Raw genomic sequence first — 22000 nt, 5'->3', positions numbered from 1 at the left:
AGTGAAGCAATGCAGCAACATTACCCGCATCATCCTGACGATTGGAGACAATCCGTGCCGGCGCCGGGTTCTGCGCGTGGATGGCTTGGGCGACCGCATCAAAGGGGAAATTGAATCGTTCCGTGCCGAAGAGCGCTATGATCGTCATTGCCAGTGGTGCAAGCACATAAAAGCCGCCAGCAATTGCCAGCAAATTGCGTGCCCCGAGAACCTGCGGCAAATATAGTGCCAGCAGAATTGCTGTGGGTGCCAGGATTGGCGCCATGTAACGCTCGGCAACCGAATGATAATCGGCTGCGAATACGAGCATGGCGAATGCACCAAGACCGATTAGCACGGTGCGAAGCAGCAGTTGGCGCACGTCGGCATCACCATCCGGCGCTGGGCGCGGGTGATCGCGTGACCTTCCGATCATAAAAATGATCACGGCAGGACCGGCCCAAAGGAACGTAGAGATGGCAAGACTGAGAAGGCCGTCAACACCGAGATGCGGAAGGTCAAAGGTCTCAAGATAGCCGATCACATGGCTGAGCTTGACCATTCTGCCGGCAGTTGCTGCCAAAGGGGCATTGAGCGAGGCGGACACAACCGGGGCGAAGGCGACGGCGAAGATGAAGATCGAGATAAACAGTGACCGCCGGAACAACTGGCGGCGAATCCCTGGTGTCAGCGCAGCAGCAATCAGAAAGCTGATCAGGAAGATAAAGAAATTGTACTTGGCCATAGCGCCCACCGAGGCCCAAATGCCAAACCAAACAAAGGCAGTGTTGCCGCGGCCAGAACGTAAGAGCGCGAAGGAGTGGATGATGCCAATCGATGCAGCGATGACCAGGATCGTGTGCGCCGTTGTCTGGATTGACATCCAGACGATTTGCGGCAGGAACGCCGAAGCTGCCATTGCCAGAATTCCGGCGCGATCCCCGGCCAGGCGACGGGCGGTGTCGAAACAGAGCCAGTGATAGAGGCCGAGGAGAGAGAGGCGGACGAGGGCCACCGCAAAGACCCAGTTCCACTGGGTCAATTCCAGCGCAAGACGGACCAGCCAATTGTAGAGCGGCGGGTGAGAGTTGCCATAGTTCCATGCGAATGCGACTTCGCCGACGAACTGCGCTTCATCGATTTCCATGAAACGCGAAATGCACAGGCGCAGGACGATGAGGATGGCACAATAGATGACAATTGCTGCTGGTGCCCGGCGGGCGAGCTTAGCCCAATTGATCGTTGGCCCATCCAGTGAGGCAATGCTGAATTTTCGCCAGAACACCTTGGGCCTCGTATTTTCGTTGCACTGTGACCTACTACAAGAATCTATCCAGCTGCAATGGCAAGTTCGCCATTGCGCAAACGAAAACCGCCGGTTTCTGACCGGCGGTTTGAACGTGAAAGCGGGCGTTCAGGCGCGGCGGATTATGCTCGCAATCAGTGAAATTAGGAGCAGCGCCAGGAACACGTAGAATATGATCTGGGCTATTCCGGCTGATGCACCTGCAATACCACCAAATCCCAGCGCACCCGCAACAAGCGCTATGATCAGAAAAATTACAGCGTAATAAAGCATTTATCATCTCCCTATCTGGTCGAATTCAGAACGGATAGAGCGCCGTTTTGTTCCGGCATCCGATGGAGCCAATGCTTGCTTCGCCGTTTCAGACCCTTGCCTTGCTGCTCTCCTTGAAGAAAAGTGCCTGCGTAATCAAAGCCTTGACCATGTCCGGATTGAACGGCTTCGTGACGAGGAACGTGGGTTCCGGACGTTCGCCTGTCAGCAACCGTTCGGGGAAAGCCGTAATGAAGATTACCGGAACCGCGTCCTGGCTGAGAATATTGTTTACCGCATCGATGCCGGAACTTCCGTCGGCGAGCTGAATATCAGCCAGAATCATACTTGGGCGAGTCGAAGAATAGAGGCTCAGCGCCTCATCGCGGGTACGGGCAATGCCGACCACCTTGTGACCGAGGCTTTCCACCATGTGCTCGATATCCATCGCAATCAGTGGCTCGTCCTCAATGATCAGAATATCGGTCGCGATCTGTTTCGAAATGCCAACCGAGGCCTCATCAAGCAGCGCGTAGAGCTCATTTTCGGTTACGTCGAGAATTTCCATTGTCTCGGCCTGACTGAAGCCCTCCAGGCTGATCAGCAGAAACGCCTGACGGGCCCTTGGTGCAATAGCTGTAAGGTTAGCCGCTGCGTGTTTTTCCCAGCCATACTCCGATTGCAATTCCAGGGGGCGAACGTTCACCGAATTGAAGTGTTTGATAAGCAGTTTGTAGAGGCTGACCCGATCCGATGGTGTATCAGGGAAAAGCGAGACATCGGCGATCAGGATTTCCAGGGTCGCCGCTACGTAAGCATCGCCTGACGATTGCGAGCCGGTAATGGCACGAGCGAAACGGCGAAGGTAGGGCAGATGGGGGGCTATCCGGGTGGACAATGACATTATGATGGGTTCCCTGTTCTCCGGTGGGTATTGAAGGCGGGTTACACTAGCGGCGACAATAAATGAGTTACGACCAGAAACACATTCGCAAAAAAAAAGTTCCCCGTAACGGAACTTTTCCGGTCTCCAGGTATTCTCGTCGGTAATGTGCCTAACGACCAGCGGCGAACCACCAGCAAAGAACTCGATAATGAATCCAAAAAGAAACCCTACTGACGCATCCGAAAAGGTGCGGGTCCGTCGCCGCGATATCAAGAACGCTGAGACAGAAATTGGTTTGAAGCTGCGTGCGCTTTACGCGTCCGTGCAGGAGGAGGAAATCCCGGCTCGTTTTCTGGATTTACTGGAGAAGCTTGATGAAGCTGAACGCAACCATGCGCAATCATCCAAATAAACAGGCCGTTGAATGGTACATAAATCGACTGAATTCAAGAAAGACCTGATTGCGTCCTTACCCAAGCTAAGGGCCTTCGCGGTATCGCTGATAGGCAATCCGGACAGGGCAGACGATCTTGTCCAGGACACAATCATGAAGGCTTGGGCCAAACAGGATTCGTTTGAACCGGGAACCAATATCAAGGCGTGGCTGTTCACGATTCTTCGCAACGAATTCTACAGCCAGATGCGCAAGCGCGGACGTGAGGTTCAGGATTCGGACGGTATCCTTACTGAGCAATTGTCGGTTCATCCTGCACAATATGGTTCGCTTGATCTGCAGGATTTCCGCAAGGCGCTCGAAAAACTTCCCGATGACCAGAGGGAAGCAATTATTCTCGTTGGTGCGTCGGGCTTTTCCTATGAAGAGGCCGCCGACATTTGCGGATGCGCCGTCGGAACCATAAAGAGCCGCGTCAGTCGCGCGAGGACACGTTTGCAAGAACTGCTCGAGGTTCAGGGGGAAGTCGACTACGGCCCCGATTCAATTGCTGCACAGGTCACATCAAACAAGTTCGCCTGATGCGCCGCCTTTCCTGGCTACCGGTATAATCGGGCCCAACGCCGAGATGACTGCCTGCAGTATCTGGCTTTTGCCGTAGGGCTTTCCAACCACAGGAACTCCGGGAAAGCCCGGAATTCCTGCGCTCTCCTGATCATAGGCGGTGGTGAATACGATCGGAATGCCGCTTTGCTGCAAAAGCTTCGCTGATTGATATGATGAAAGTCCGCGCGCCTGAACCTCTAGAATGGCGATGTCGCATATGGCGTCACTTTCGATCCAGCAAAGCAATTCGTCAATTGAAGACACCAGATGAACCGATTGTGCCCCGCATTCCTCTGCAATGCGCTCCAGCTCCAGCCCTATCAGATATTCATCTTCCAAGACCAGAAGCCGCATGCCGGTCAATACCATGTCGTCTGCTCCTTAAAGAACTCCTTATGCGCAGAGCTGCGGGGAAGTGTCATTTAACTAAGACATGCCAATCGCGAAGAAACTTGCAGCAAATTGTAAGCGGCGTGATAGCGTAAGTTGTGATCAGGAAGTGAGCGACCTAATGAAACCCACGAGAGCTTCGGCAGCGCGGCAGTATCCCTGCGATAAGTGCCCTTTACAGGGCTTTGTGCATCTGCAGCCGCACGAGAAGGAGGAAGTGTCTTTCCTCTCCGGGTTCAAAACCGGCGAACTTGTTGCGGACGCCGGCACGACCGTTCTTGTGGAGGGGGCCAACAGCGCCCATCTGTTTACTGTGCTTTCAGGCTGGGGCTTTCGATACAAGACCCTGGAAGATGGGCGCCGGCAAATTCTGAACTACGTGCTGCCAGGTGACCTGATCGGTCTGCAGGGATCAGTAATGAAAGAAATGGCACATTCGATCGAGGCGTTGTCACCGATGATCCTTTGTGTCTTCCAGCGTGACAAGCTGGCGGACCTGTTCCGCAATTTTCCCAACCTTGCCTATGATATCACCTGGATAGCCTCACGGGAGGAGCAGATGCTGGATGAAATCCTGTTGAGTGTGGGCAGACGCACCGCGCTTGAGCGCGCGGCCTATCTCTTCGTCTTCCTTTTCCAGCGCGCACGGTCGGTGGGAATGGTCAAGAACGGCAAGTTGATGATGCCGCTTACACAGCAACACGTTGCTGACACTCTCGGCCTGTCGATCGTTCATACCAACAAGACGTTGAAGAAACTCGCAAGTCGCAACGCGCTCCGCTGGCTTGACCGGGGCTGCGAGATTCTTGATGAGAACGTGCTTCTGGATGTTTCGAAATGGCAGGGTTTGTCCGAAACGCCCCGGCCATATATTTAATTGGCTGCTGAGCATGTCAGCCGGATCATGAGTGACGCCAGCCTTGGTAGAATGGAGATTGACGATTTGGTGTGGTGGCAGAGAATGCTTGTAAGCTTTTCACAAAGACCAATGCGCGGACTGGCAATCATTCTTTCGCTCGGTCTGATCATTGGTGCGGCCGCCTCGACAATCATTCTTGCCCGCAGTTTCAACAATCAGATCGAGGATATCATCGCGACCTACAAGGTACGTGAGCAGGCCTATAGCTCTCTTGCTCTGCTCAATGAAGCCCATAGCAGCCAACGCGGGTTTCTCCTTACCCAGAATCCGGGTTTCCTCGATCTATACAAGAACGCTTCAGCAAGACTGACGGAAAGCCTCAATACGTTGGGGGAAATGACCAAGGGCAATCCACGGCAACAGGCCATGGCCACGCGAATTCGCGATTTGGCAAGAGAGAAGCAGCAAAACGTCGATACGGCAATCGGTCTTGCTCTTACGGGTAAGAACGCTGATGCGCTGGCGTCGCTCGGACCGACTTTCGGTATTGGTCAGCTGGACGAGATCAACAAGACCGTTGACAGCTTCCTCGGCGAGGAAGACCGCCGGCTTGTGGAGCGGAATATCGCCATGAACGGCATGAGAAGCTGGCTAACCATCGCTTCTGTCTCGTCGCTCGGTGGTGCGCTAATCCTGGCCTATGTTCTTTCAAGCCGCACGAGGCGCTATGTACGTAAGCTGACAGAGGGCCAGTCAGTCCTTCTGTCGGAAAAATCCGTTCTGGAAAGCATGGTGCAGGAAAGGACGGCCGAGCTGGAGAAGGCAATGCTCGTTGCGACGCGGGAAAGAGAGCGTGTCGAGACCTTGTTGCAGGATTCGGATCACCGCATTGGCAATTCCCTCGCGACCGTCTCTTCGCTGCTTGGAATTCAGATGCGAGATGTTACCTCCGAGGAAATCAAGGCAGCACTTGGAGCGGCTCGCGACCGGATCCAGACCATCTCCTCTGCTCACCGGCGATTGCGGCTTGGAAAGGATCACGAAACTGTCCGGGCAGATGAGTATCTGCCCGATGTTATCTCCGATATCAAGGAGTCCAATGTTCATGATCGCGACATCAGCATTCATGCGCATCTGGCGCCAATCGAGCTCAGTTCCCGCGATGCGACAACGCTTGGCATTATCATCGGGGAATTGACCATGAATGCCCTTAAGCATGCTTTCCCGGGTAAAAGGTCAGGGGAGATCAACATTAATCTGATCCGGGGGGAGGGGGGGATCTTGCAGCTGGAGATCGCTGACACAGGCGTTGGTATTTACAAAAAACCACGCAAGCACGGAGCAGGACTAGGATCGCTCATTGTCAATCAGCTGTGCCACCAATTCGGAGGTACGGTCACCTATTCTGCCAACGGCGGAGGCGGCACAATCGTAAAGGTGGACTTCCCGTCCTTGTCTGAGGTTCAATCACAACCACTGGGACAAGATGCTGTACGGGAATGAACGCATCAGAGCGTCGCTGCACCGGTTTCTGGGTGGTCTGCTTTCAACTGATCGAGCGCCAATTCAATGTCCCGCAAGTTTCTCGTCACGCCGTCATCAGGATCCATACCACCTTCTGTTGCTGCGCGCTGCAATCCCCTCGCCTCGCTCAACAGCTCCTCAAGCTTGGCAATCTTCTGGGCGCGGCTCAGGCCAGCATCGGCAAGAATGTCATTCGCCTCGAGCATGTCACCTCCTTTTATCGCTGAACGGAAACGTTGCTATGGTTTAAATGTTCCCGGTGGGGAACAATGCAGTGGTGGTCGCGTTGATTATCAAAGATATTTCAACGGTCGGAATAAGGGCGTCTCGTCGACGGACGTCATGTGCATATGAGATCAAACGAAATTCCAGGAAAAGCGTCTGTGCGGCTATCGGAACCTTCGCGACAGGATGTGTTATCGACGCTGAAATCGCTTGACGTCAAGGGGGATCAGGACCTGGACGGCTTGGCAGAACTTGCCCTTTCCATGTCTGATGGACAAAGAGCGCAAATTTCGTTGATCGGCGAGCGACGAAGCCAAATTCTGTCCCAGACGGGCATCCCTGGCCAGGTAAATATCTGGGTTGTCGAGGCGAATGCTCTCGCTGCACCCGAGCGGAATTGCCTTGTTGTACTGAATGCCGCCGAGGACGTTCGCTTTGCTGAAATCGACGCCGTCACCCACACACCGAATCTGCGGTTTATTGCAGTGGCACCAATCTGTGTTTCAGATGAGTGCGTCGGCACCTTGAGCGTGATGTCAAGCCATCCGCGCACTGAATTCGATCAGACAAAGCAGAATCAGCTTTTACAACTGGCCAAACTTGCCGGATCGCTAATCGAACTCAAACGCAATGCCATTGTTGAAGCGGATTCAATCGCGACGCTGCACCGCGATGAAGATCGCAACGCCATGGCTCTGGAGGTTGGCAATGTCGGCAGTTGGATCTGGGATCTGCGGACGGGAAAGTTTACGGGCAACCGCATGGCTTATTCCATGCTCGGCTTGCGTCCTGATCAGCAGGTCAATGGAGAGGATGTCTTCCGGGCGATGCACCCCGAGGATTTCACGCGGATGAGGTCGGCTTTCACCCGTGCTCTGGCACAAAATCAGGATTATGTGGGGGAGTTCCGTGCTGCAAATTCCGGCCAATGGTTGCTCGGCCGAGGCCGTATCTTCGAGCGGGATGCACAGGGAAAGCCCGCAGTCGCGGTCGGTGTCAACATCGATATTACCGACACCAAGAATGCTGCCGAGAAGACCCGACTTCTCCTGCGGGAGCTAAACCACCGGGTAAAGAACACACTGGCAATGCTTCAGTCGCTGGCCCGGCAGACATTGAACCGCACATCCGATCCGGCTGAGTTCATGGAGGCATTTTCGGGACGCCTGCGCGCGATTTCGGAAGCCCATACCTTGTTGTCAGATCGTGAATGGAGCGGAATCGGCCTGGTGGATCTGATCACGAAGCAGGTCGAGCCCTATGCGATCTACGATCCAGGGCAGGTTGAGGTTGTCGGCGAGGATATGGTGCTGCCACCAGACCACGCTCTCGGATTAGGAATCGCACTGCATGAACTGGCCACCAACGCCGCAAAACACGGGGCGCTTTCAGTTCCTGGCGGTCATGTGCGCGTGTCGTGGCAGATCGAGCCGGGCTTGAACGAATCGCGCGTCGTTATCCATTGGATCGAATCCGATGGGCCTCCCGTTGTTTCGCCCGAAGTGCGGGGTCTTGGCGAACGTTTGATTGAACGCAGTCTGGACAAGGTCTTATCCAGCAGCGTCAGGTTAAGCTATCCGGAATCCGGCATGGAGGCCATGATTTCCATGCCCATAGGCGAGCGTTAAATACCGTCACCCGCGGACGGAGGGCGTTCAGAGGGCCGGCGTTTTTTCTTTCCGGTCAGAAGAGAAAGCCCGCCAAACGCAACTGCCGGTATTGCAAGCATGAGGAGGACTCTTGAACGCAAGACGGCTGGCGCAGCCGCAAGAGCGGCAATTGTGAGGACGGTGGAGGCATCGACTTTCGCGCGCTCGCGCTGTTGCTTCCTGGCGATGCTATCCGAGATCTTCATGATAACGTAGGCGAGAATAGCCAGTCCGAACGCACAGCCGGCAAGGATAAGTGCCGAATATATCTCGCCATATCGCTCCGCGAGGCTGACATAGGCCGCAACCAGCAGAAAAATCAGGCCGATCAATGCCAAAAGTGCAATGACCGTCATGAAAATTGCGCTGCGCTTGGCGCGGCTGACAGCCAAACCAACTTCACCGGCTGCCAGGCTGGTCAAAAGCGGGGTCAACAATTTCAGCATGTCAGCGACGAGCGATCATGGCTAGAAGAAAGCCAACGCCGGCGGCAACGGCCAAGGTTGTCAATGGTCTCTCGCGAACGGTTTCCGCCAACTGGTCCTCAAGTTCGCGTGCCTGTGAGCGTAAGTCCTCGAAGGTTTCTTCGCCACGCGCCTTTGCCGCTTCATAGGAACTTGCGGCGCCCCGTGTGGCGTCCTTCGCGGAGTTCTTGCCGATCTTGGCGAGCGTCGCTGCGATATTGGCAATATCGTCCTTCAAGGCAGCAATCTGGGCTTGCAGATCGGGATTATTGTCAGTCGCATCATCCACTGCCTTGCGAACTTTCGAAGAAACCGAGGCCATAAGAAAACTCCCTGAGAAAACAGCTGCATATGCTGCCGAAACGCCGCCATCAGACATTTGTTCCACGCAATGAAAGTCTCGGCAAGTTCGCAGCCTGTCAACGATAACAAACGCCGGCCAAAGCAAAGGCCGGCGAGCGCATTGTCAAGAACTGGCCGAAACTGGCCACGTCACTAAGACAGATAACCCAGCAGCCAAAGGATAAGGATAATTGGAAGCGGCAAACCGATGAGCCAAAGCAATACACCACGCATCATTTTCTGAAACTCCTTCGCAATTTGAAAATGTTTAGATCCGGCCCATCAGGAGCAGTACCAAGAGTACAACCAAGACAATGCCAAGCAGGCCGGATGGGCCGTAACCCCAATTCCTCGCATGCGGCCAAGTCGGGAACACCCCGATCAGCGCCAGGATGAGGATGATGATCAGAATCGTCGTAAGCGGCATTTTTTCCTCCCTCTGGTGGGAAATCGTATTGTGCCGAAACAATCGAAATCAGATTTGGTTCCAGCCAGCCCGGGTGCGGATTGCGGGCTCGGGCACGGATTTGCGGTGCCGATGCAACCAAATTGAGCCGACTACGTTCCTGTCGCAAGTTTCAATGGAGTCGGGTATCCATGAATGTCAATCCGGGGGACTCCATGCCTTCTGAGGGTGTTGGAGAGAAGTCACCGCGTGCTGTCGAACGGGTGACGCAGAAGTCGATCTATACGCCTGTCTCGATGGACCCGAACAACAAAACCCCGTTTCCGCCAGTCGTCGTGACGATTGCTGTCGTGGCGGCGCTTTACTTTGCGCGCGATATCTTCGTGCCGCTGGCGCTGGCGCTGCTTCTGACCTTTGCATTGTCACCGCTGGTCACCAGACTGTATCGCTCTGGAGTTCCGAAAGGCGTTGCCGTGATCAGCGTCGTGATCATGGCATTTCTGGCAATCTTCATTTTCGTTAGTATCGTCATCAGCCAGCTGACCGTCCTGGCGCAAAATCTGCCAAGCTATCAATACAATATCGAGACCAAGATACGTACGATCAAGGATGCTCAGTCCGGCAACAGCATTTTCGACCGGGGGGCACGCATGTTCAAGCGCCTTAGCGAAGAAATCGGCCGTTCCGATGAGGTCGAACGTTTCCCCACGGGCAATGAAAGCGGCAAAAATCAAGACCCACAGCGACAGGCTCCCCAGAATATGGAGCACCGGGACCAAGTGCAGTCTCCCTTGCCAGCGCCAGACCCGAATAAGCCTGTTCCGGTCGAAATCCGCTATCCGCCGCCGGATCCGCTAAGTCTGTTGCAGACATTTGCCGGGCCGCTGATTCAGCCCTTGGCGACGATCGGTATCGTCATTGTCGTTGTCATCTTCATGCTGGTGCGGCGGGAAGATTTGCGCGATCGCTTTATCAAGCTCGTGGGGGCAAGCGATATCCATCGAACGACAACGGCGCTACATGACGCCGGAAAGCGCGTTGGTCAGTATCTCCTGATGCAACTCATTATCAATATCAGCTTTGGTGTGCCGATCGGGATCGGGCTCTGGTTCATTGGCATACCCAACCCGATGCTGTGGGGGATGCTGGCGATCGTCCTGCGCTTTGTGCCCTATATCGGGCCGATCATCGCGGCGTCGTTCCCTTTGATACTGTCGCTGGCGGTGGATCCCGGCTGGATGCTGCTTGTTTGGACCGCCGCACTCTTCATTGTACTCGAGCTGATCAGCAGCAACATCATGGAGCCGCTGCTTTATGGCTCAAAGACGGGCCTTTCCCCCGTTGCCATCCTGATGGCGGCGATCGTCTGGACATGGATATGGGGGCCAATCGGACTGATTCTTTCCACGCCCCTGACGGTTTGCCTTGTCGTCCTCGGACGGCATGTACCAAAGTTCGAATTCCTGGATGTTCTGCTCGGCAACGAGCCGGTGCTGTTGCCGCCGCAACAGCTTTATCAACGACTGCTATCTGGTGACCCGGATGAAGCAACCGAAAAAGCCGAGGAATATCTGCAATCGTCGTCGATTATGGACTATTACGCGTCGGTTGCCATACCGGCGCTGTTTCTTGCCGAACACGACAGGGGAAGGGGAGTGCTTGATGCACCACGGCGCAACCGCGTGGTTCAAAGTATGATCCTCCTCGTCGAAAACCTGTCTGACCATCAAGATGCCGAGGATGTTGAAGACGAATCGGCGGAAGAGAAAGCCAGAAAGAAGATACCCGACAAGAAGACGGCCAAAGTTGAAGAACCCAAGATCATCATCTCGGCTGGCGGGCGCGGCGACTTGGATGACGCAGCGGCGGTTGTTGTCGGAGATATCCTCGAACGCAAGGGTTTCGACGTCCGCGATATCACCCATGACGAATTTGAGGCGGTGAATATCGGTAAGCTCGATCTTACGAGTGTCAGCGCAATCTATGTGAGTTATCTCAATACCTCGTCAGTCGCGCACGCGCGCTATCTCGTGCGCCGCTTAAGACGCCGGAATGGCCGGATCAAAATCATTGTCGGTTTTTTGGCTGAAGACGCCGAAAAAGTCGATGGAGAAAAGATTGTCGGGTCCACTCGCAACTGCCATTTTGCTACGTCGATCGAGTCCGCCGTTGAGCAGGTTTGCGAATGAAGAGGGCCGAGTCCTGTGTTCCGGCTGCACGCCCCGATTTGCGCGGAACCAACACGAGTCTGTCACGTTTTCCAGAAGCTGATCGAAGTGTTGATTAGCAGACAAGGCCCGGTGCCTGTTCCCCCGTGGGCGCCGGGCTATTTCTGCCGCTGCTGTTTTATTTATATTTTTCAATAAGTTGCAAATAATGCACTTGGATGGAACCAGAGAAAGGTCGCGCCGTTTACTCAAGGCAAATGAATGCATTGGGGAGTCTATCGATGGGTAGCACAAACGACAAAGTTCTGGCCTTGCCAACGAGGCGGCAGGTAATATCAAACAAGCCGCTGGCAAAATGACCGGTTCAAAGAGCATGCAGGCGAAAGGCAAAGTCCAGGAGATGAAGGGTGAGGCACCGCAGGCCAAGGGCAAAGCCAAGGATGCTGTGAAAAAGGTCGTCGATAGGGCCTGATCCCCTTTGACGCCGCCAAACTCGGCCGGCCCGTTTTGGGCCTTTGTCCGCACGCCATTTCACTGGAAATATTGCTAATATCGGCATATTCTTCGGACACTTGGTGCGGGCGGTTTTCGCAACCTTCTCCGCTCCCGACAGTTTTGTCCGGAGGAATTGGCCCTGCCAAGGAGGAAAATATGAGCCAAAGAGCGATCGACTTCGTCAATAACTGGATCTCGGCAAATGTTGATGCCAGCCGCCCGGCGGATATGGCGCATCATGACCGACGGCCAAAACAACTGGCTGCAAGATGTGCGGCAGATGCAGAGGCTGCCGGTATTTCGGTATCGGAGATCAAGGATGGTCTGGGAGATCTCGAAATCTGCATGATCACAGCAATTGACAGGGCGGCGTTTGCCAAGGAGAGCAGACAAGCTTGAGCCTTCAGTGAAAATCCCTCGATTTCGGCAAGATACGCACCTTGCGCGGATGAGTGCCCCTTGGTTCATCCGGGACAGGATGAATAGCTTCGTCACTGCGTGACACAGGCAGAGTTGCGTGCTGTTCTGAAAGGCGACTGAGGTCTGCTGTGCGGTCGGATAGTTTTCTGGCGACGATATGCACGACATTCTCTGCACTTTGAACTGTACCTTCGATCAGTATCAGGCGTGCCCCCATGACTTCCTTGCGATATCTTTCCAGGAGCTTTTGCCAAATAACGATATTGGCTATGCCGGTTTCATCCTCGATGGTCATGAACACAACGCCTTTGGCACTACCGGGCCTCTGGCGGACCGTGATTACTCCAGCGAGTTTTACCCACCGGTTGTTGCCCAAGCTGTTTGCCCGCCTGCAGGTCGAAACATTTTCCGCTGCGAACATTTCCCGCAGGAACTGCATTGGATGGCCCTTGAGTGAGAGGCGAGTCGATTCATAGTCGGCCACTACATGCTCAGACATCTTCATTTCAGGCAGTCTAGTCTCGGCTTCCTTTGCCAGTTCATTGGTTTCGGCTGCTTGAAAGAGCGGCAGGGTCTCATTGTCGGGAAAACGTCGAACCGCCCAGAGTGCTTCACGCCGGTCAATTTCAAGCGAACGGAACGCATCGGCCTCGGCGAGGAGAACGAAAGCACTTCTTCCCAGTCGTGTCAGGCGGCGCAGATCTTCGATGCCGGTATAGGGGTGTGCGCGTTTTACGCAGATTTCTTCCGCCCAGGATTTCGAAAAACCTTCTACCTGGCGAAAACCGAGACGGACGGCGAGCTTATTACCTTCAATATGTTCCAGAGTGTTGTCCCAGACGCTAAAATTGATATCGACGGGGCGCACCTCGACACCATGCTCGCGTGCATCGCGGATGATCTGCGCTGGAGCGTAGAAACCCATAGGCTGCGAATTCAGAAGTGCTGCGGCAAAGGCCGCCGGATGGTGGCATTTGATCCAGGAGGATATGTAGACAAGAATCGCGAAGCTTGCCGCATGGCTTTCGGGGAAACCATACTCGCCGAAACCCTTGATCTGGTTGAAACAGTTTTCGGCAAAGCTACGCTCATAACCGCGGCGAACCATGCCTTCCACCATTTTTTGCTCCATCTGATTAATTGTACCGACACGGCGGAAGGTGGCCATGGCACGGCGCAGCTGATTGGCTTCATCCGGTGTGAACCGAGCAGCATCAATGGCGATGCGCATGGCCTGTTCCTGAAACAGCGGCACTCCCAGAGTTCGGCCGAGGACATTCTTCAATTCATCCTTGTCGCCATGTTCAGGGGATGGTGAAGGATAATGGACGGGTTCCTTGCCGGAGCGTCTGCGCAGATAGGGGTGGACCATGTCGCCCTGAATGGGGCCGGGACGGACAATGGCAACCTCAATCACCAGATCGTAGAATTTTTTCGGGCGCAGGCGCGGCAGCATGTTCATCTGGGCGCGGCTTTCCACCTGAAAGACGCCAAGGGAATCGGCATTGCAGAGCATGTCGTAGACCCTTGCATCCTCCCTGGGTACGGTCGCGAGTTCGTAGCGGTTTCCTCCATGGAGATGGATGAGATCAAAGGCCTTGCGGATGCAGGTCAGCATGCCGAGCGCCAGCACATCCACCTTCATGATGCGGAGTGCATCGATGTCATCCTTGTCCCATTCGATAAAAGAACGATCTGCCATTACTGCAGGACCTATGGGCACGGTTTCGTCGAGTCGCTGCTGGGTCAGGACAAAGCCGCCGACGTGCTGGGAAAGGTGGCGCGGAAAGCCGATCAGTTCGGTCGCAAGTTTGACGGCACGCCGTATCATGACATTGTCGGGATCAAGCCCAGCTTGCCGCACCTCGTTCTTTTCAACTGTCGTTCCCCAACTGCCCCAGACCGTATTGGCAAGCGCAGCGGTGACATCTTCTGTCAATCCCAATGCCTTGCCGACATCGCGAATGGCGCTGCGCGGGCGGTAGCTGATCACGGTAGCAACGATTGCAGCACGGTCACGTCCATAGCGCGAATAGACCCACTGCATCACTTCTTCGCGCCGTTCGTGCTCGAAATCCACATCGATATCCGGCGGTTCCCGGCGTTCCGCCGATAGGAAGCGTTCGAAAAGCACGTCAGTTTCTTTCGGGTCGACGGCGGTGACACCGAGACAATAACAAACGGCGGAATTGGCCGCTGAACCGCGGCCCTGACACAGGATGTTCTTTGACCGGGCAAAGGCGACGATGTCGTAAACCGTAAGAAAATATGGTGCATATTGCAGTGTTTCGATCAGCGCGAGTTCCTTTTCAAGGAGCACGCGCACCTTGTCCGGAATGCCTTCAGGATAACGCCTGGCAGCGCCTTTCCAGGTCTCGTCCACCAGATGTTGTTGTGGTGTCTTGCCGGGCGGTACCGGCTCATCGGGATAGTCATATCTCAGCTGGTCGAGAGAGAAACGGATCGGCTCAACGAAGCGCCTGGTTTCAAGAAGAGCGGCAGGAAAATGCCGGAAAAGTCGCTGCATTTCACCCGGGGATTTCAGATGCCGTTCCGCATTCTTTTCCAATCGGCGCCCTGCCGTATCGATTGTGACATGTTCGCGAATACAGGTCAGCACGTCCTGCAGTGGCCGCCGGGCAGGCGTGTGATAGAGCACATCATTGAGTGCAATGAGGGGAACATTGGCCTCGGCGGCAATGCGCTCCAATCGTTCGCCATAGCGCCTGTCGGCGCCCTGATGCGGCATGGCGAGGGAAAGCCAGACAGCGCCTGGCGCTGCAATGATCAGTTTTTTCAAGAACGCTGTTAGGGTTTTATCTGCGCGTGACGAAGGCATGACAGCGATCTGAAAACCCCTCGCCCGGAAAAGAAAATCTTCGAGCAGAAGATGACACTCGCCCTTGATTGCTGCGCGCGTCTTGCCTTCGCTCAAAAGGCGGCAAAGCTGACCATAGGCGCTGCGATCACGTGGGTAGACGAGAAGATCGGGTGTGCCGTCGCTGAAGACCAGCCTGCATCCAATGAAGAGGTTCAGTCGTATTCCGGCCGTTTCCTTGAGTTCCTTATGCGCGCTATAGGCACGCACAACGCCAGCCAGGGTGTTGCGATCGGCAATGCCGATACCGCTAACACCAAGGAGGGCGGCCTCCTGCACCAGCTCTTGCGGTTGCGAGGCGCCTTCAAGGAAGGAAAAATTGCTGGTGACGCCCAGTTCGGTATAGTCAGGCATGGCGGTCACGCAAAAAGCCCATGCAGATACCAGCGCGGGCTAGGATTGCCACGCTCATGCAAGCCTTCCCTGAAGACCCAGAAACGCTTTCCCGTATTGTCCTCAAGCCGGTAATAATCCCTTGTCAGGGCGCCAGCATGTTCACGCCACCATTCCGGGGCAATGCGCTCCGGTCCTTCGGCCATGACGACGGTGTGCTGGACCCGGCGCCAGACAAATTGCGCTGGCGCTGCGTCGGGGACTTCGAAGGTCGCATCGATGCGCTCGGGTGGGTCAAACAGCCGGATCGGCCGCTCGGGCGGATTTCCGGGATGAGCCACAGGTGCCCATTCAAGCGTTGCGTTCCGCATTGCCTTAGCAGCGGGTTCAAGCGAAATGGCGCGTTCGGGAATGTGCGTGTCGACAGGAACAGGGCGCAGGACCCTGGTGTTGCCGAGCCGTATTGAAAGCCTGTCGACAAGTGTGTTGATTTCCTCTGTTTCCTGCGCTCGGTTATCGAGGCTTTTCTGGATGGCTTGACTTCGCTCGACCCGGACAGCGGCAAGCCGGATGATGTCAAAACCATAGCCGGCCTCGAGCGGATCACTGAGAGTGGAAAGCCGTTCCTTCAACAAACGGAAGAGAGTCTTCGTCTCGGCAATAGGCCGCCCGGTCTGAATGCTGATACGGCGCACATCGCCGTCGGCACGGAAGAAACTTGCTTCGATCTCGCGTGCACCTTCCACTCGTTGCTGCAGGTGCCGGAAGAGCTCGTCGCTCAGGGATAGAAGCACATGTTCGACAGATTCCATGGCGATGAGTGGTTCAGCCATACGCCGCTCGACCATGCAAACCGGGATGATGCGGCGAGGGGAGATTGGCTCGCTAGCCAGTCCGAACAGTGCATCCAGCCGATTGACCAGTTGGGTGCCGAAACGAGCAGTGAGAGCTGCACGCGGCAGAACCTCCACATCGCCGACACTGCGCAGGCCGGCGCGTTTGAGTCCGGCCAGATGACCCTCCTCGATCTCGAGGCTATGAAGCGGCAAGGCACGTACTCTGCGTGTCTGATCGGTCTCGCTGACGATCCCGCCTGGTGAATGACAGGCAAGGGCGTGGGCAGTAGCGGCGTTTGTGGCAATAGCGCTGCGGACGATCATGCCATGCTGATGAAGCCCTTTGTGAATGTCCTTTATCAGGAGTGTTTCATCACCAAAAAGATGGATACAGCCCGTCATGTCGAGAATGAGACCATGCGGCTCATCAAGTGCGACAAGCGGCGTATAGCGATCACACCAGTCTGCTAGCTTTTCCAAAAGCGCTGCATCCTTGCGAGGCGAGGCGAAAGCGATATCCAGTTTTTCAAACTGCGCACGCGCATCGGTCAGGGCCATACCCTTGTAGAGGCCAGCCTTGGCAGCCCTTTCATCGACAGCGGTCAGCCGTAGGGTATTGGCAAGCTTGTCCACAACGATCAGGTGCTGATCAGTATGGCCGCGCCCAGGATTTTCGCGTTTGAGGCGATCGGTAGGCAGGTGGGGAAACCACAGTGCCAGAAACCGGTTCGATCTGTCTGAAAACATGATCATCACTCTCCCATTGCAGGGTCCAATGGCCTGTCATGCCTTGACGGTTACGAATAAGCGTGGCGTCGAACACCGGATGTCCCGGTGCATTGGCACCACTCGATTGCGAAGGGGCAGAACGGATCAGCCAGCGCGTGACAGCCGCGTTTTCACTTGGGCTGGCGCCTAGCCGCAGAAGAAAGGCAGGAACATCTGTCTGCTGCGCAGTCAGCAGCAATTTGCGCGAGGCAGTGAGATCCAGGCATTTCGGATTGCTCCATGGCGCGATGATAACGGCGCCAGTGCCGCGAATGCCGAGACTGTCCGAAGCTGCTTTCAAAACATCCTGCGGCGAGGAACATCGCACAAGGATGAGGCGCTGTGGATCAAGGCCGATATTCTTCAACCCAGGTGCATAGGGAAAGCCGTGTTCCTGTGCAGCAAAATCCTCCTCCAGCCAGAGAATAGGGCTCTGATCCGAGGATGCGCGCAGGGCAAGGGCAATAACGAATCCTGTCGCCGCACCTGCATCACCAGCTTCCTCCGCGAAGATTTCATGCACCGCTCCGCGCTGCAGACCATTGCGAAACACGCGGTCAATAGTCCTGTCGCCGAGGTCAAAGGCTGAGCGCTGCGCTGCCTGGGCACTCTGCTCTCCAAGAGACGCAATGTCGCGTCTCAACGCCGCAAGATCGACGGTTGTCACCACGGTAGTCCTTCAATGTTCATGATATGTTCTATTATGGAATCCAATGGGGGTAAGAGTCAAGCAGCGTGAATGTGCTGTTGTCCCGCATATTTAGCGGTCGATGCGGGTGGAGAGAATAATCGACGACATGGTCCGCTCGACGCCTTCCAGTGCGCCGATCTCGTCGAGCAATTTGTCCAGTTCCTGGATGGATGGTGCCTCAACGATGACAATCATGTCGAACTGGCCACTGACCGAATGCAAGGTCCTTACCCAGGCAATCTTCCGCAAGGCGGCTTCAACCTTCGTTGCCAGTTTCGGCAAGGCGGTCACCAGCACATGTGCTCTGACCAGGTTCTGCTCATATTCCGGCGAAAGCTGAACGCTGTATCCACGGATCATGCCGCGCTTTTCCAGCCGCTCAATGCGGCTTTGTACCGTGGTGCGCGATACACCGAGCTTGCGGGCAAGGTCAGCCGTTGAGGCTCTGGCGTTTTCGCGCAGCAGAGAAAGCAGGGAATGATCAGCTTCTGTCAGCATAATGACAAATCCATTCGGCGTATTGCTAAAATTAAGGGCGTTATATCGTCAGTTTATAGGCTTCATTTCGCCGAGCAATCTGCAAAATTCATATAAGTTTTTTATACCGTAGGGGAATCACATGAAAGAGATCGTTGTTGTAGGCGCAGGGAAAATCGGCGGAACGATTGCCAATCTTCTGGCTGGCACCGGAGATTATCGCGTAACCGTCGTCGACCGGGCGCAAACACAGCTTGATGCGCTGGACGTATCGCCGCTCGTCGGAACCAAATGCATCGAGATCGCCGAAATTGGTGCACTTGAGCAGGTCCTCGACGGCAAGTTTGCTGTGCTGAGCGCCGCACCGTTTCATCTGACCACCCGCATTGCCGAAGCGGCTGCCAAGTCCGGTGTGCATTATCTCGATCTCACGGAAGATGTTGCAAGCACGCGTATCGTCAAGCAGCTTTCGGCGACGGCAAAGACCGCCTTCATTCCCCAGTGCGGTCTGGCCCCTGGCTTCATCTCGATCGTCGCCAATGATCTGGCCAAGCGCTTCGACACGCTGGAAAGCGTGCGCATGCGCGTTGGTGCGTTGCCGCAATATCCGTCCAATGCGCTGAACTACAATCTGACCTGGAGCACGGACGGCGTCATCAACGAATATTGCGAACCCTGCGAAGCCATTGTCGATGGTGAATTGACCGAAGTGCCGCCGCTCGAAGAGCGCGAGGAATTCTCGCTTGACGGCGTAACCTATGAGGCATTCAACACGTCCGGTGGCCTTGGCACTTTGTGCGAAACATTGCTCGGCAAGGTGCGCACGCTTAATTACCGTACGATCCGCTATCCGGGCCATGCAGCTATCATGAAGGCGCTCCTGAACGATCTTGGACTGCGTGACCGCCGTGATGTGTTCAAGGACATTCTGGAAAATGCCCTGCCGTCGACCCTGCAGGACGTAGTCGTGATTTTCGTCACGGTCAGCGGCCGCAAGAAGGGCCGCCTGCTGCAGGAAACCTATGCCAACAAGGTCTATAGCGGCCATATCGGCGCGCAGCTCTACAGTGGTATCCAGATCACGACAGCATCGGCCATCTGCGCCGTACTCGACATGCTGGCCAAGGGTGACCTGCCGCAGCGGGGTTTTATCAAGCAGGAAGATATCGCGCTCGATGCGTTCCTCGCCAATCGCTTCGGCAAGGCCTATGCCCAAGCAGAATCAGCCGGAAGGTTGGTAGCCTAACATCAGGCCAAAATGTTATCGCCACCGCGGTTGCGGTGGCGATTTTTGATGTCTTGAAATCACGAGATCAGACCCACTCGCCCTTGCGCATAACCGGTACGGCCGAACCATCTTTGTTGACGCCGTCGACGTCGATTTCACCGGAGCCAATCATCCAATCAATGTGAATGAGGCTCTTATTGCCGCCGCGTGCTGCGACCTCATCGGGCGTCAGCGCTCCGCCATTGACGAAGCACTTCGAATAGCATTGGCCAAGTGCAATGTGACTTGCCGCGTTCTCATCGAACAGTGTGTTGAAGAACAACAGGCCAGATGCGGAAATTGGCGAGGAATGCGGAACAAGCGCGACTTCGCCGAGACGGCGCGCGCCTTCGTCGGTGCCGAGTACCTTGTTGAACACATCCTCGCCGCGCGTCGCCTTGGCTTCGATGATCTTGCCGCCCTCGAAGCGTACCTGGATATTTTCGATCAGCGTACCCTGGTGGGAGAGCGGCTTGGTGCTGGACACATGGCCTTCGACGCGAAGGGCATGCGGTGTTGTGAAGACTTCTTCAGTCGGGATGTTCGGATTGCAGGTAATGCCGTTTTTGGCAACCGAAGCGCCACCATGCCACTCATGTTCATCGGCGAGGCCGACTGTGAGATCGGTGCCTGGCCCTCTGAAATGCAGCGCTGAGAACGTCCGCGCGTTCAGCCACTCGGTCCGCTTGCGCAAGGCCGCATTATGCTCGCGCCAAGCACTGACTGGATCATCGATATCAACGCGCGAGGCAGCGAAGATCGCATCGGCCAGCATCGTAACGGCAACTTCCGGATCCTGATCGGGAAACACCTGTTTCGCCCAGGCGGGATTGGGATAGGATACGATATTCCAGTTGATGTCGAAACCGGCGATCTTCTCCAGCGCGGGCTGATAGGCCCGTGATTGGGCCTTGTTGGCGCGAGCGACCTTTTCGGGATCCTCTGAAGAAAGCAGCATCGGATTATCGCCTGCAACAGCAAGGCGGGCCGTATTGGCGGAGAAAGCCTTGGCCATTCCCTCATAGAGCCAGCTCGCAGAGCGGTCGAAACTCTCGCCCGGCGCGTTGCGATAGCGCATCAGGGTCGCTTCTTCATCATTGTAGAGCGAGGTCACCAGTCCAGCACCTGCCTTGTAGGCATGTTCGGTGATGCGGCGTACGAGCGGTACCGCCGCGAGTGGAGCGGTGATGAGAAGGTCCTGTCCGGGCTGCAACTGCAGACCGATCTTGACCGCGACTTCCGCGAGGCGGTCGAGTTTGACGGGATCGACGGAGGGGATTCGTGGAGATGAAGTCATGGCGAGCCCAATTGGTCTATGGAACGATACCTCAACATAGAGCCGGACCGTCGGCCATATCAAGCAAATGGTCCGGATATTTGATTTCCTCAGTCTTCATGGATGAGGCTGTGATCGCGTGTATCGCGCATGCGCATATAGACGATGAGCGACAGACCGATCATGATCGTTACGTACCAGAAGAACCAGCTCTCATGGCCGAGCTGCTTGAATTTCAGCGCCACCCATTCAGCGGTACCACCGAAGATCGTGTTGGCCAGCGCGTAGGGAAGGGCAACGCCCAGCGCGCGGATGTGGGCCGGGAAGAGCTCGGCCTTCACCACGGCGTTGATCGAGGTATAACCGGTAACGATCAAGAGGCCTGCCAGAGACAGGGCGAAAGCCACATAGGGGCTGGTCGTCGTCGCAAGCGTCGAGAAGATGAGGTAGGTGAACAGAACGCCCAGAATGCCGAAGCCGACCATAAGAGGCTTGCGGCCGATCCGGTCGGATAGTGCGCCTGCCAGTGGCTGGCACAGCATGAAGACCAGAAGTGCCAGCGCGGTAATTTCGCTGGCGGACTCCTTGCTGAAACCGGACGTATTGACCAGGAACTTCTGCAGATAGGTCGTATAGGCGTAAAAGGCCAGTGTGCCGCCCGATGTCAGCGCCAGAACTGTAAAGGCTTCCTTCGGATAGTGCCTGAAAAGAGCGAGGCCGCTGGACTTTGGCTTGTCATCTGCCTTGGCATTGTGAAAGGACTGGGTCTCGGCGAGGCCACGCCGGATGTAGAAAACCGCTATTGCCAGAAAACCGCCAATGGCAAACGGAATACGCCAGCCCCACTCGCCCAGTTGCTCGGGGGTGAGGATGCGCTGCAAGATGAGAAGCACGGCAAGCGCAACCAGCTGACCGGAGATCAGCGTCACATACTGGAAGCTCGAATAAAATCCCCGGCGGTTCCTGCCTGCCATTTCACTGAGGTACGTGGCGCTCGCGCCATATTCGCCGCCGACGCTGATGCCCTGCAGGAGCCTTGCGAACACGAGCGCTGCCGGAGCGAGCAGGCCAATCGAGTTATAGCCCGGTGTGACCGCGATCAGCAGAGA

Annotated in this window: 23 protein-coding genes; 9 read left to right on the top strand and 14 right to left on the bottom strand. The window is 55.6% G+C overall.

What is annotated here, in order from left to right; all coding sequences use genetic code 11:
* The 3 genes from AAAC48_RS28210 to AAAC48_RS28200 all read right to left on the bottom strand — a co-directional run.
* Positions 1 to 1264: glycosyltransferase family 39 protein (locus AAAC48_RS28210; protein ID WP_340657371.1), on the bottom strand; the 1264-nt coding region annotated here is incomplete at its 3' end.
* Between the two features lie 129 nt (positions 1265 to 1393).
* Positions 1394 to 1558, bottom strand: coding sequence for a DUF1328 domain-containing protein (locus AAAC48_RS28205; protein WP_027231091.1), 165 nt, complete (start codon positions 1556 to 1558; stop codon positions 1394 to 1396).
* An 88-nt stretch (positions 1559 to 1646) separates the two neighbouring features.
* Positions 1647 to 2441 (bottom strand): response regulator, encoded by a 795-nt coding sequence (locus AAAC48_RS28200; RefSeq protein WP_340657370.1) that lies wholly within the window; start codon positions 2439 to 2441, stop codon positions 1647 to 1649.
* 190 nt (positions 2442 to 2631) lie between these two features.
* Between AAAC48_RS28200 and AAAC48_RS28195 the strand changes: the two genes are divergently transcribed.
* Together AAAC48_RS28195 and AAAC48_RS28190 are read left to right on the top strand one after the other, a co-directional pair.
* Positions 2632 to 2835: a NepR family anti-sigma factor gene (locus AAAC48_RS28195; protein WP_340657369.1), complete on the top strand. Its 204-nt coding sequence runs from the start codon at positions 2632 to 2634 to the stop codon at positions 2833 to 2835.
* 12 nt (positions 2836 to 2847) lie between these two features.
* On the top strand, positions 2848 to 3399 hold the full coding sequence (locus AAAC48_RS28190; RefSeq protein ID WP_340657368.1) for an RNA polymerase sigma factor: 552 nt from the start codon (positions 2848 to 2850) through the stop codon (positions 3397 to 3399).
* On the opposite strand, the gene AAAC48_RS28185 is transcribed toward AAAC48_RS28190, so the two are convergent.
* Entirely contained in the window at positions 3382 to 3792 is a 411-nt protein-coding gene (locus AAAC48_RS28185) for a hypothetical protein (RefSeq protein WP_340657367.1), read from the bottom strand. The two genes, AAAC48_RS28190 and AAAC48_RS28185, sit on opposite strands and share 18 nt — an antisense overlap.
* A gap of 142 nt (positions 3793 to 3934) precedes the next feature.
* Here AAAC48_RS28185 and AAAC48_RS28180 point away from each other — a divergent pair, with 142 nt between their 5' ends.
* On the top strand, positions 3935 to 4690 hold the full coding sequence (locus AAAC48_RS28180; protein ID WP_340657366.1) for a Crp/Fnr family transcriptional regulator: 756 nt from the start codon (positions 3935 to 3937) through the stop codon (positions 4688 to 4690).
* Positions 4691 to 4774: 84 nt separating this feature from the next.
* Complete coding sequence (locus AAAC48_RS28175) at positions 4775 to 6175, top strand: CHASE3 domain-containing protein (protein ID WP_340657365.1); 1401 nt, start codon at positions 4775 to 4777, stop codon at positions 6173 to 6175.
* Between the two features lie 5 nt (positions 6176 to 6180).
* Here the strand turns inward: AAAC48_RS28175 and AAAC48_RS28170 are convergent, their stop codons facing one another.
* The gene (locus AAAC48_RS28170; RefSeq protein ID WP_340657364.1) at positions 6181 to 6402 is read right to left on the bottom strand and encodes a hypothetical protein; all 222 of its coding nucleotides are present in this window, start codon (positions 6400 to 6402) and stop codon (positions 6181 to 6183) included.
* A 177-nt stretch (positions 6403 to 6579) separates the two neighbouring features.
* On the opposite strand from AAAC48_RS28170, the gene AAAC48_RS28165 reads away from it, so the two are divergent.
* The gene (locus AAAC48_RS28165; protein WP_340657363.1) at positions 6580 to 8049 is read left to right on the top strand and encodes an HWE histidine kinase domain-containing protein; all 1470 of its coding nucleotides are present in this window, start codon (positions 6580 to 6582) and stop codon (positions 8047 to 8049) included.
* Here the strand turns inward: AAAC48_RS28165 and AAAC48_RS28160 are convergent.
* The 3 genes from AAAC48_RS28160 to AAAC48_RS28150 form a co-directional block, all read right to left on the bottom strand.
* Entirely contained in the window at positions 8046 to 8516 is a 471-nt protein-coding gene (locus AAAC48_RS28160; protein ID WP_340657362.1) for a hypothetical protein, read from the bottom strand. The two genes, AAAC48_RS28165 and AAAC48_RS28160, sit on opposite strands and share 4 nt — an antisense overlap.
* 1 nt (position 8517) lies before the next feature.
* A complete protein-coding gene (locus tag AAAC48_RS28155) occupies positions 8518 to 8856 on the bottom strand; it encodes a DNA gyrase subunit B (protein ID WP_340657361.1) in 339 nt (112 codons plus the stop codon).
* Between the two features lie 288 nt (positions 8857 to 9144).
* On the bottom strand, positions 9145 to 9303 hold the full coding sequence (locus tag AAAC48_RS28150) for a DUF3309 family protein (RefSeq protein WP_106713247.1): 159 nt from the start codon (positions 9301 to 9303) through the stop codon (positions 9145 to 9147).
* Positions 9304 to 9473: 170 nt separating this feature from the next.
* Here AAAC48_RS28150 and AAAC48_RS28145 point away from each other — a divergent pair, with 170 nt between their 5' ends.
* From AAAC48_RS28145 to AAAC48_RS28135, 3 genes are all read left to right on the top strand, one after another.
* Positions 9474 to 11471, top strand: coding sequence for an AI-2E family transporter (locus tag AAAC48_RS28145; protein WP_340657360.1), 1998 nt, complete (start codon positions 9474 to 9476; stop codon positions 11469 to 11471).
* A 334-nt stretch (positions 11472 to 11805) separates the two neighbouring features.
* Positions 11806 to 11922 carry a hypothetical protein gene (locus tag AAAC48_RS28140; RefSeq protein WP_340657359.1) on the top strand — a complete coding sequence of 39 codons (117 nt, stop codon included), beginning with the start codon at positions 11806 to 11808 and terminating at the stop codon, positions 11920 to 11922.
* A 179-nt stretch (positions 11923 to 12101) separates the two neighbouring features.
* Positions 12102 to 12344, top strand: coding sequence for a hypothetical protein (locus AAAC48_RS28135; RefSeq protein WP_340657358.1), 243 nt, complete (start codon positions 12102 to 12104; stop codon positions 12342 to 12344).
* A gap of 4 nt (positions 12345 to 12348) precedes the next feature.
* Here AAAC48_RS28135 and AAAC48_RS28130 read toward each other — a convergent pair whose 3' ends face one another.
* The 4 genes from AAAC48_RS28130 to AAAC48_RS28115 form a co-directional block, all read right to left on the bottom strand.
* Entirely contained in the window at positions 12349 to 15597 is a 3249-nt protein-coding gene (locus AAAC48_RS28130; RefSeq protein ID WP_340657357.1) for an error-prone DNA polymerase, read from the bottom strand.
* A 5-nt stretch (positions 15598 to 15602) separates the two neighbouring features.
* Positions 15603 to 17159 carry a DNA polymerase Y family protein gene (locus tag AAAC48_RS28125; RefSeq protein WP_340657356.1) on the bottom strand — a complete coding sequence of 519 codons (1557 nt, stop codon included), beginning with the start codon at positions 17157 to 17159 and terminating at the stop codon, positions 15603 to 15605.
* Complete coding sequence (locus tag AAAC48_RS28120) at positions 17062 to 17847, bottom strand: hypothetical protein (protein WP_340657355.1); 786 nt, start codon at positions 17845 to 17847, stop codon at positions 17062 to 17064. Before AAAC48_RS28120 ends, AAAC48_RS28125 begins: the two co-directional genes overlap by 98 nt.
* 93 nt (positions 17848 to 17940) lie before the next feature.
* Positions 17941 to 18369 (bottom strand): Lrp/AsnC family transcriptional regulator, encoded by a 429-nt coding sequence (locus AAAC48_RS28115; RefSeq protein WP_340657354.1) that lies wholly within the window; start codon positions 18367 to 18369, stop codon positions 17941 to 17943.
* A 121-nt stretch (positions 18370 to 18490) separates the two neighbouring features.
* Between AAAC48_RS28115 and AAAC48_RS28110 the strand changes: the two genes are divergently transcribed.
* Positions 18491 to 19594: a saccharopine dehydrogenase family protein gene (locus tag AAAC48_RS28110; protein ID WP_340657353.1), complete on the top strand. Its 1104-nt coding sequence runs from the start codon at positions 18491 to 18493 to the stop codon at positions 19592 to 19594.
* Positions 19595 to 19661: 67 nt separating this feature from the next.
* On the opposite strand, the gene AAAC48_RS28105 is transcribed toward AAAC48_RS28110, so the two are convergent.
* Together AAAC48_RS28105 and AAAC48_RS28100 are read right to left on the bottom strand one after the other, a co-directional pair.
* Positions 19662 to 20912, bottom strand: coding sequence for an aminopeptidase (locus AAAC48_RS28105; RefSeq protein ID WP_340657352.1), 1251 nt, complete (start codon positions 20910 to 20912; stop codon positions 19662 to 19664).
* Positions 20913 to 21001: 89 nt separating this feature from the next.
* The coding region (locus AAAC48_RS28100) for an MFS transporter (protein WP_340657351.1) at positions 21002 to 22000 on the bottom strand (999 nt) is incomplete at its 5' end.

This window comes from Phyllobacterium sp., from assembly GCF_037994405.1.
In the GTDB taxonomy this organism is placed as follows: domain Bacteria; phylum Pseudomonadota; class Alphaproteobacteria; order Rhizobiales; family Rhizobiaceae; genus Phyllobacterium.
Note: the sequence above shows the minus strand (reverse complement) of the source record. Positions and strands in the feature narration are given on the sequence as shown.

What these genes read in the sequence shown, in the direction of transcription:
- AAAC48_RS28205 (WP_027231091.1), bottom strand. Translation starts at nt 1,558, where the DNA reads ATGCTTTATTACGCTGTAATTTTTCTGATCATAGCGCTTGTTGCGGGT.
- AAAC48_RS28200 (WP_340657370.1), bottom strand. Translation starts at nt 2,441, where the DNA reads ATGTCATTGTCCACCCGGATAGCCCCCCATCTGCCCTACCTTCGCCGT.
- AAAC48_RS28195 (WP_340657369.1), top strand. Translation starts at nt 2,632, where the DNA reads ATGAATCCAAAAAGAAACCCTACTGACGCATCCGAAAAGGTGCGGGTC.
- AAAC48_RS28190 (WP_340657368.1), top strand. Translation starts at nt 2,848, where the DNA reads ATGGTACATAAATCGACTGAATTCAAGAAAGACCTGATTGCGTCCTTA.
- AAAC48_RS28185 (WP_340657367.1), bottom strand. Translation starts at nt 3,792, where the DNA reads ATGGTATTGACCGGCATGCGGCTTCTGGTCTTGGAAGATGAATATCTG.
- AAAC48_RS28180 (WP_340657366.1), top strand. Translation starts at nt 3,935, where the DNA reads ATGAAACCCACGAGAGCTTCGGCAGCGCGGCAGTATCCCTGCGATAAG.
- AAAC48_RS28175 (WP_340657365.1), top strand. Translation starts at nt 4,775, where the DNA reads ATGCTTGTAAGCTTTTCACAAAGACCAATGCGCGGACTGGCAATCATT.
- AAAC48_RS28170 (WP_340657364.1), bottom strand. Translation starts at nt 6,402, where the DNA reads ATGCTCGAGGCGAATGACATTCTTGCCGATGCTGGCCTGAGCCGCGCC.
- AAAC48_RS28160 (WP_340657362.1), bottom strand. Translation starts at nt 8,516, where the DNA reads ATGCTGAAATTGTTGACCCCGCTTTTGACCAGCCTGGCAGCCGGTGAA.
- AAAC48_RS28155 (WP_340657361.1), bottom strand. Translation starts at nt 8,856, where the DNA reads ATGGCCTCGGTTTCTTCGAAAGTTCGCAAGGCAGTGGATGATGCGACT.
- AAAC48_RS28150 (WP_106713247.1), bottom strand. Translation starts at nt 9,303, where the DNA reads ATGCCGCTTACGACGATTCTGATCATCATCCTCATCCTGGCGCTGATC.
- AAAC48_RS28145 (WP_340657360.1), top strand. Translation starts at nt 9,474, where the DNA reads ATGAATGTCAATCCGGGGGACTCCATGCCTTCTGAGGGTGTTGGAGAG.
- AAAC48_RS28140 (WP_340657359.1), top strand. Translation starts at nt 11,806, where the DNA reads ATGACCGGTTCAAAGAGCATGCAGGCGAAAGGCAAAGTCCAGGAGATG.
- AAAC48_RS28135 (WP_340657358.1), top strand. Translation starts at nt 12,102, where the DNA reads ATGAGCCAAAGAGCGATCGACTTCGTCAATAACTGGATCTCGGCAAAT.
- AAAC48_RS28130 (WP_340657357.1), bottom strand. Translation starts at nt 15,597, where the DNA reads ATGCCTGACTATACCGAACTGGGCGTCACCAGCAATTTTTCCTTCCTT.
- AAAC48_RS28125 (WP_340657356.1), bottom strand. Translation starts at nt 17,159, where the DNA reads ATGTTTTCAGACAGATCGAACCGGTTTCTGGCACTGTGGTTTCCCCAC.
- AAAC48_RS28115 (WP_340657354.1), bottom strand. Translation starts at nt 18,369, where the DNA reads ATGCTGACAGAAGCTGATCATTCCCTGCTTTCTCTGCTGCGCGAAAAC.
- AAAC48_RS28110 (WP_340657353.1), top strand. Translation starts at nt 18,491, where the DNA reads ATGAAAGAGATCGTTGTTGTAGGCGCAGGGAAAATCGGCGGAACGATT.
- AAAC48_RS28105 (WP_340657352.1), bottom strand. Translation starts at nt 20,912, where the DNA reads ATGACTTCATCTCCACGAATCCCCTCCGTCGATCCCGTCAAACTCGAC.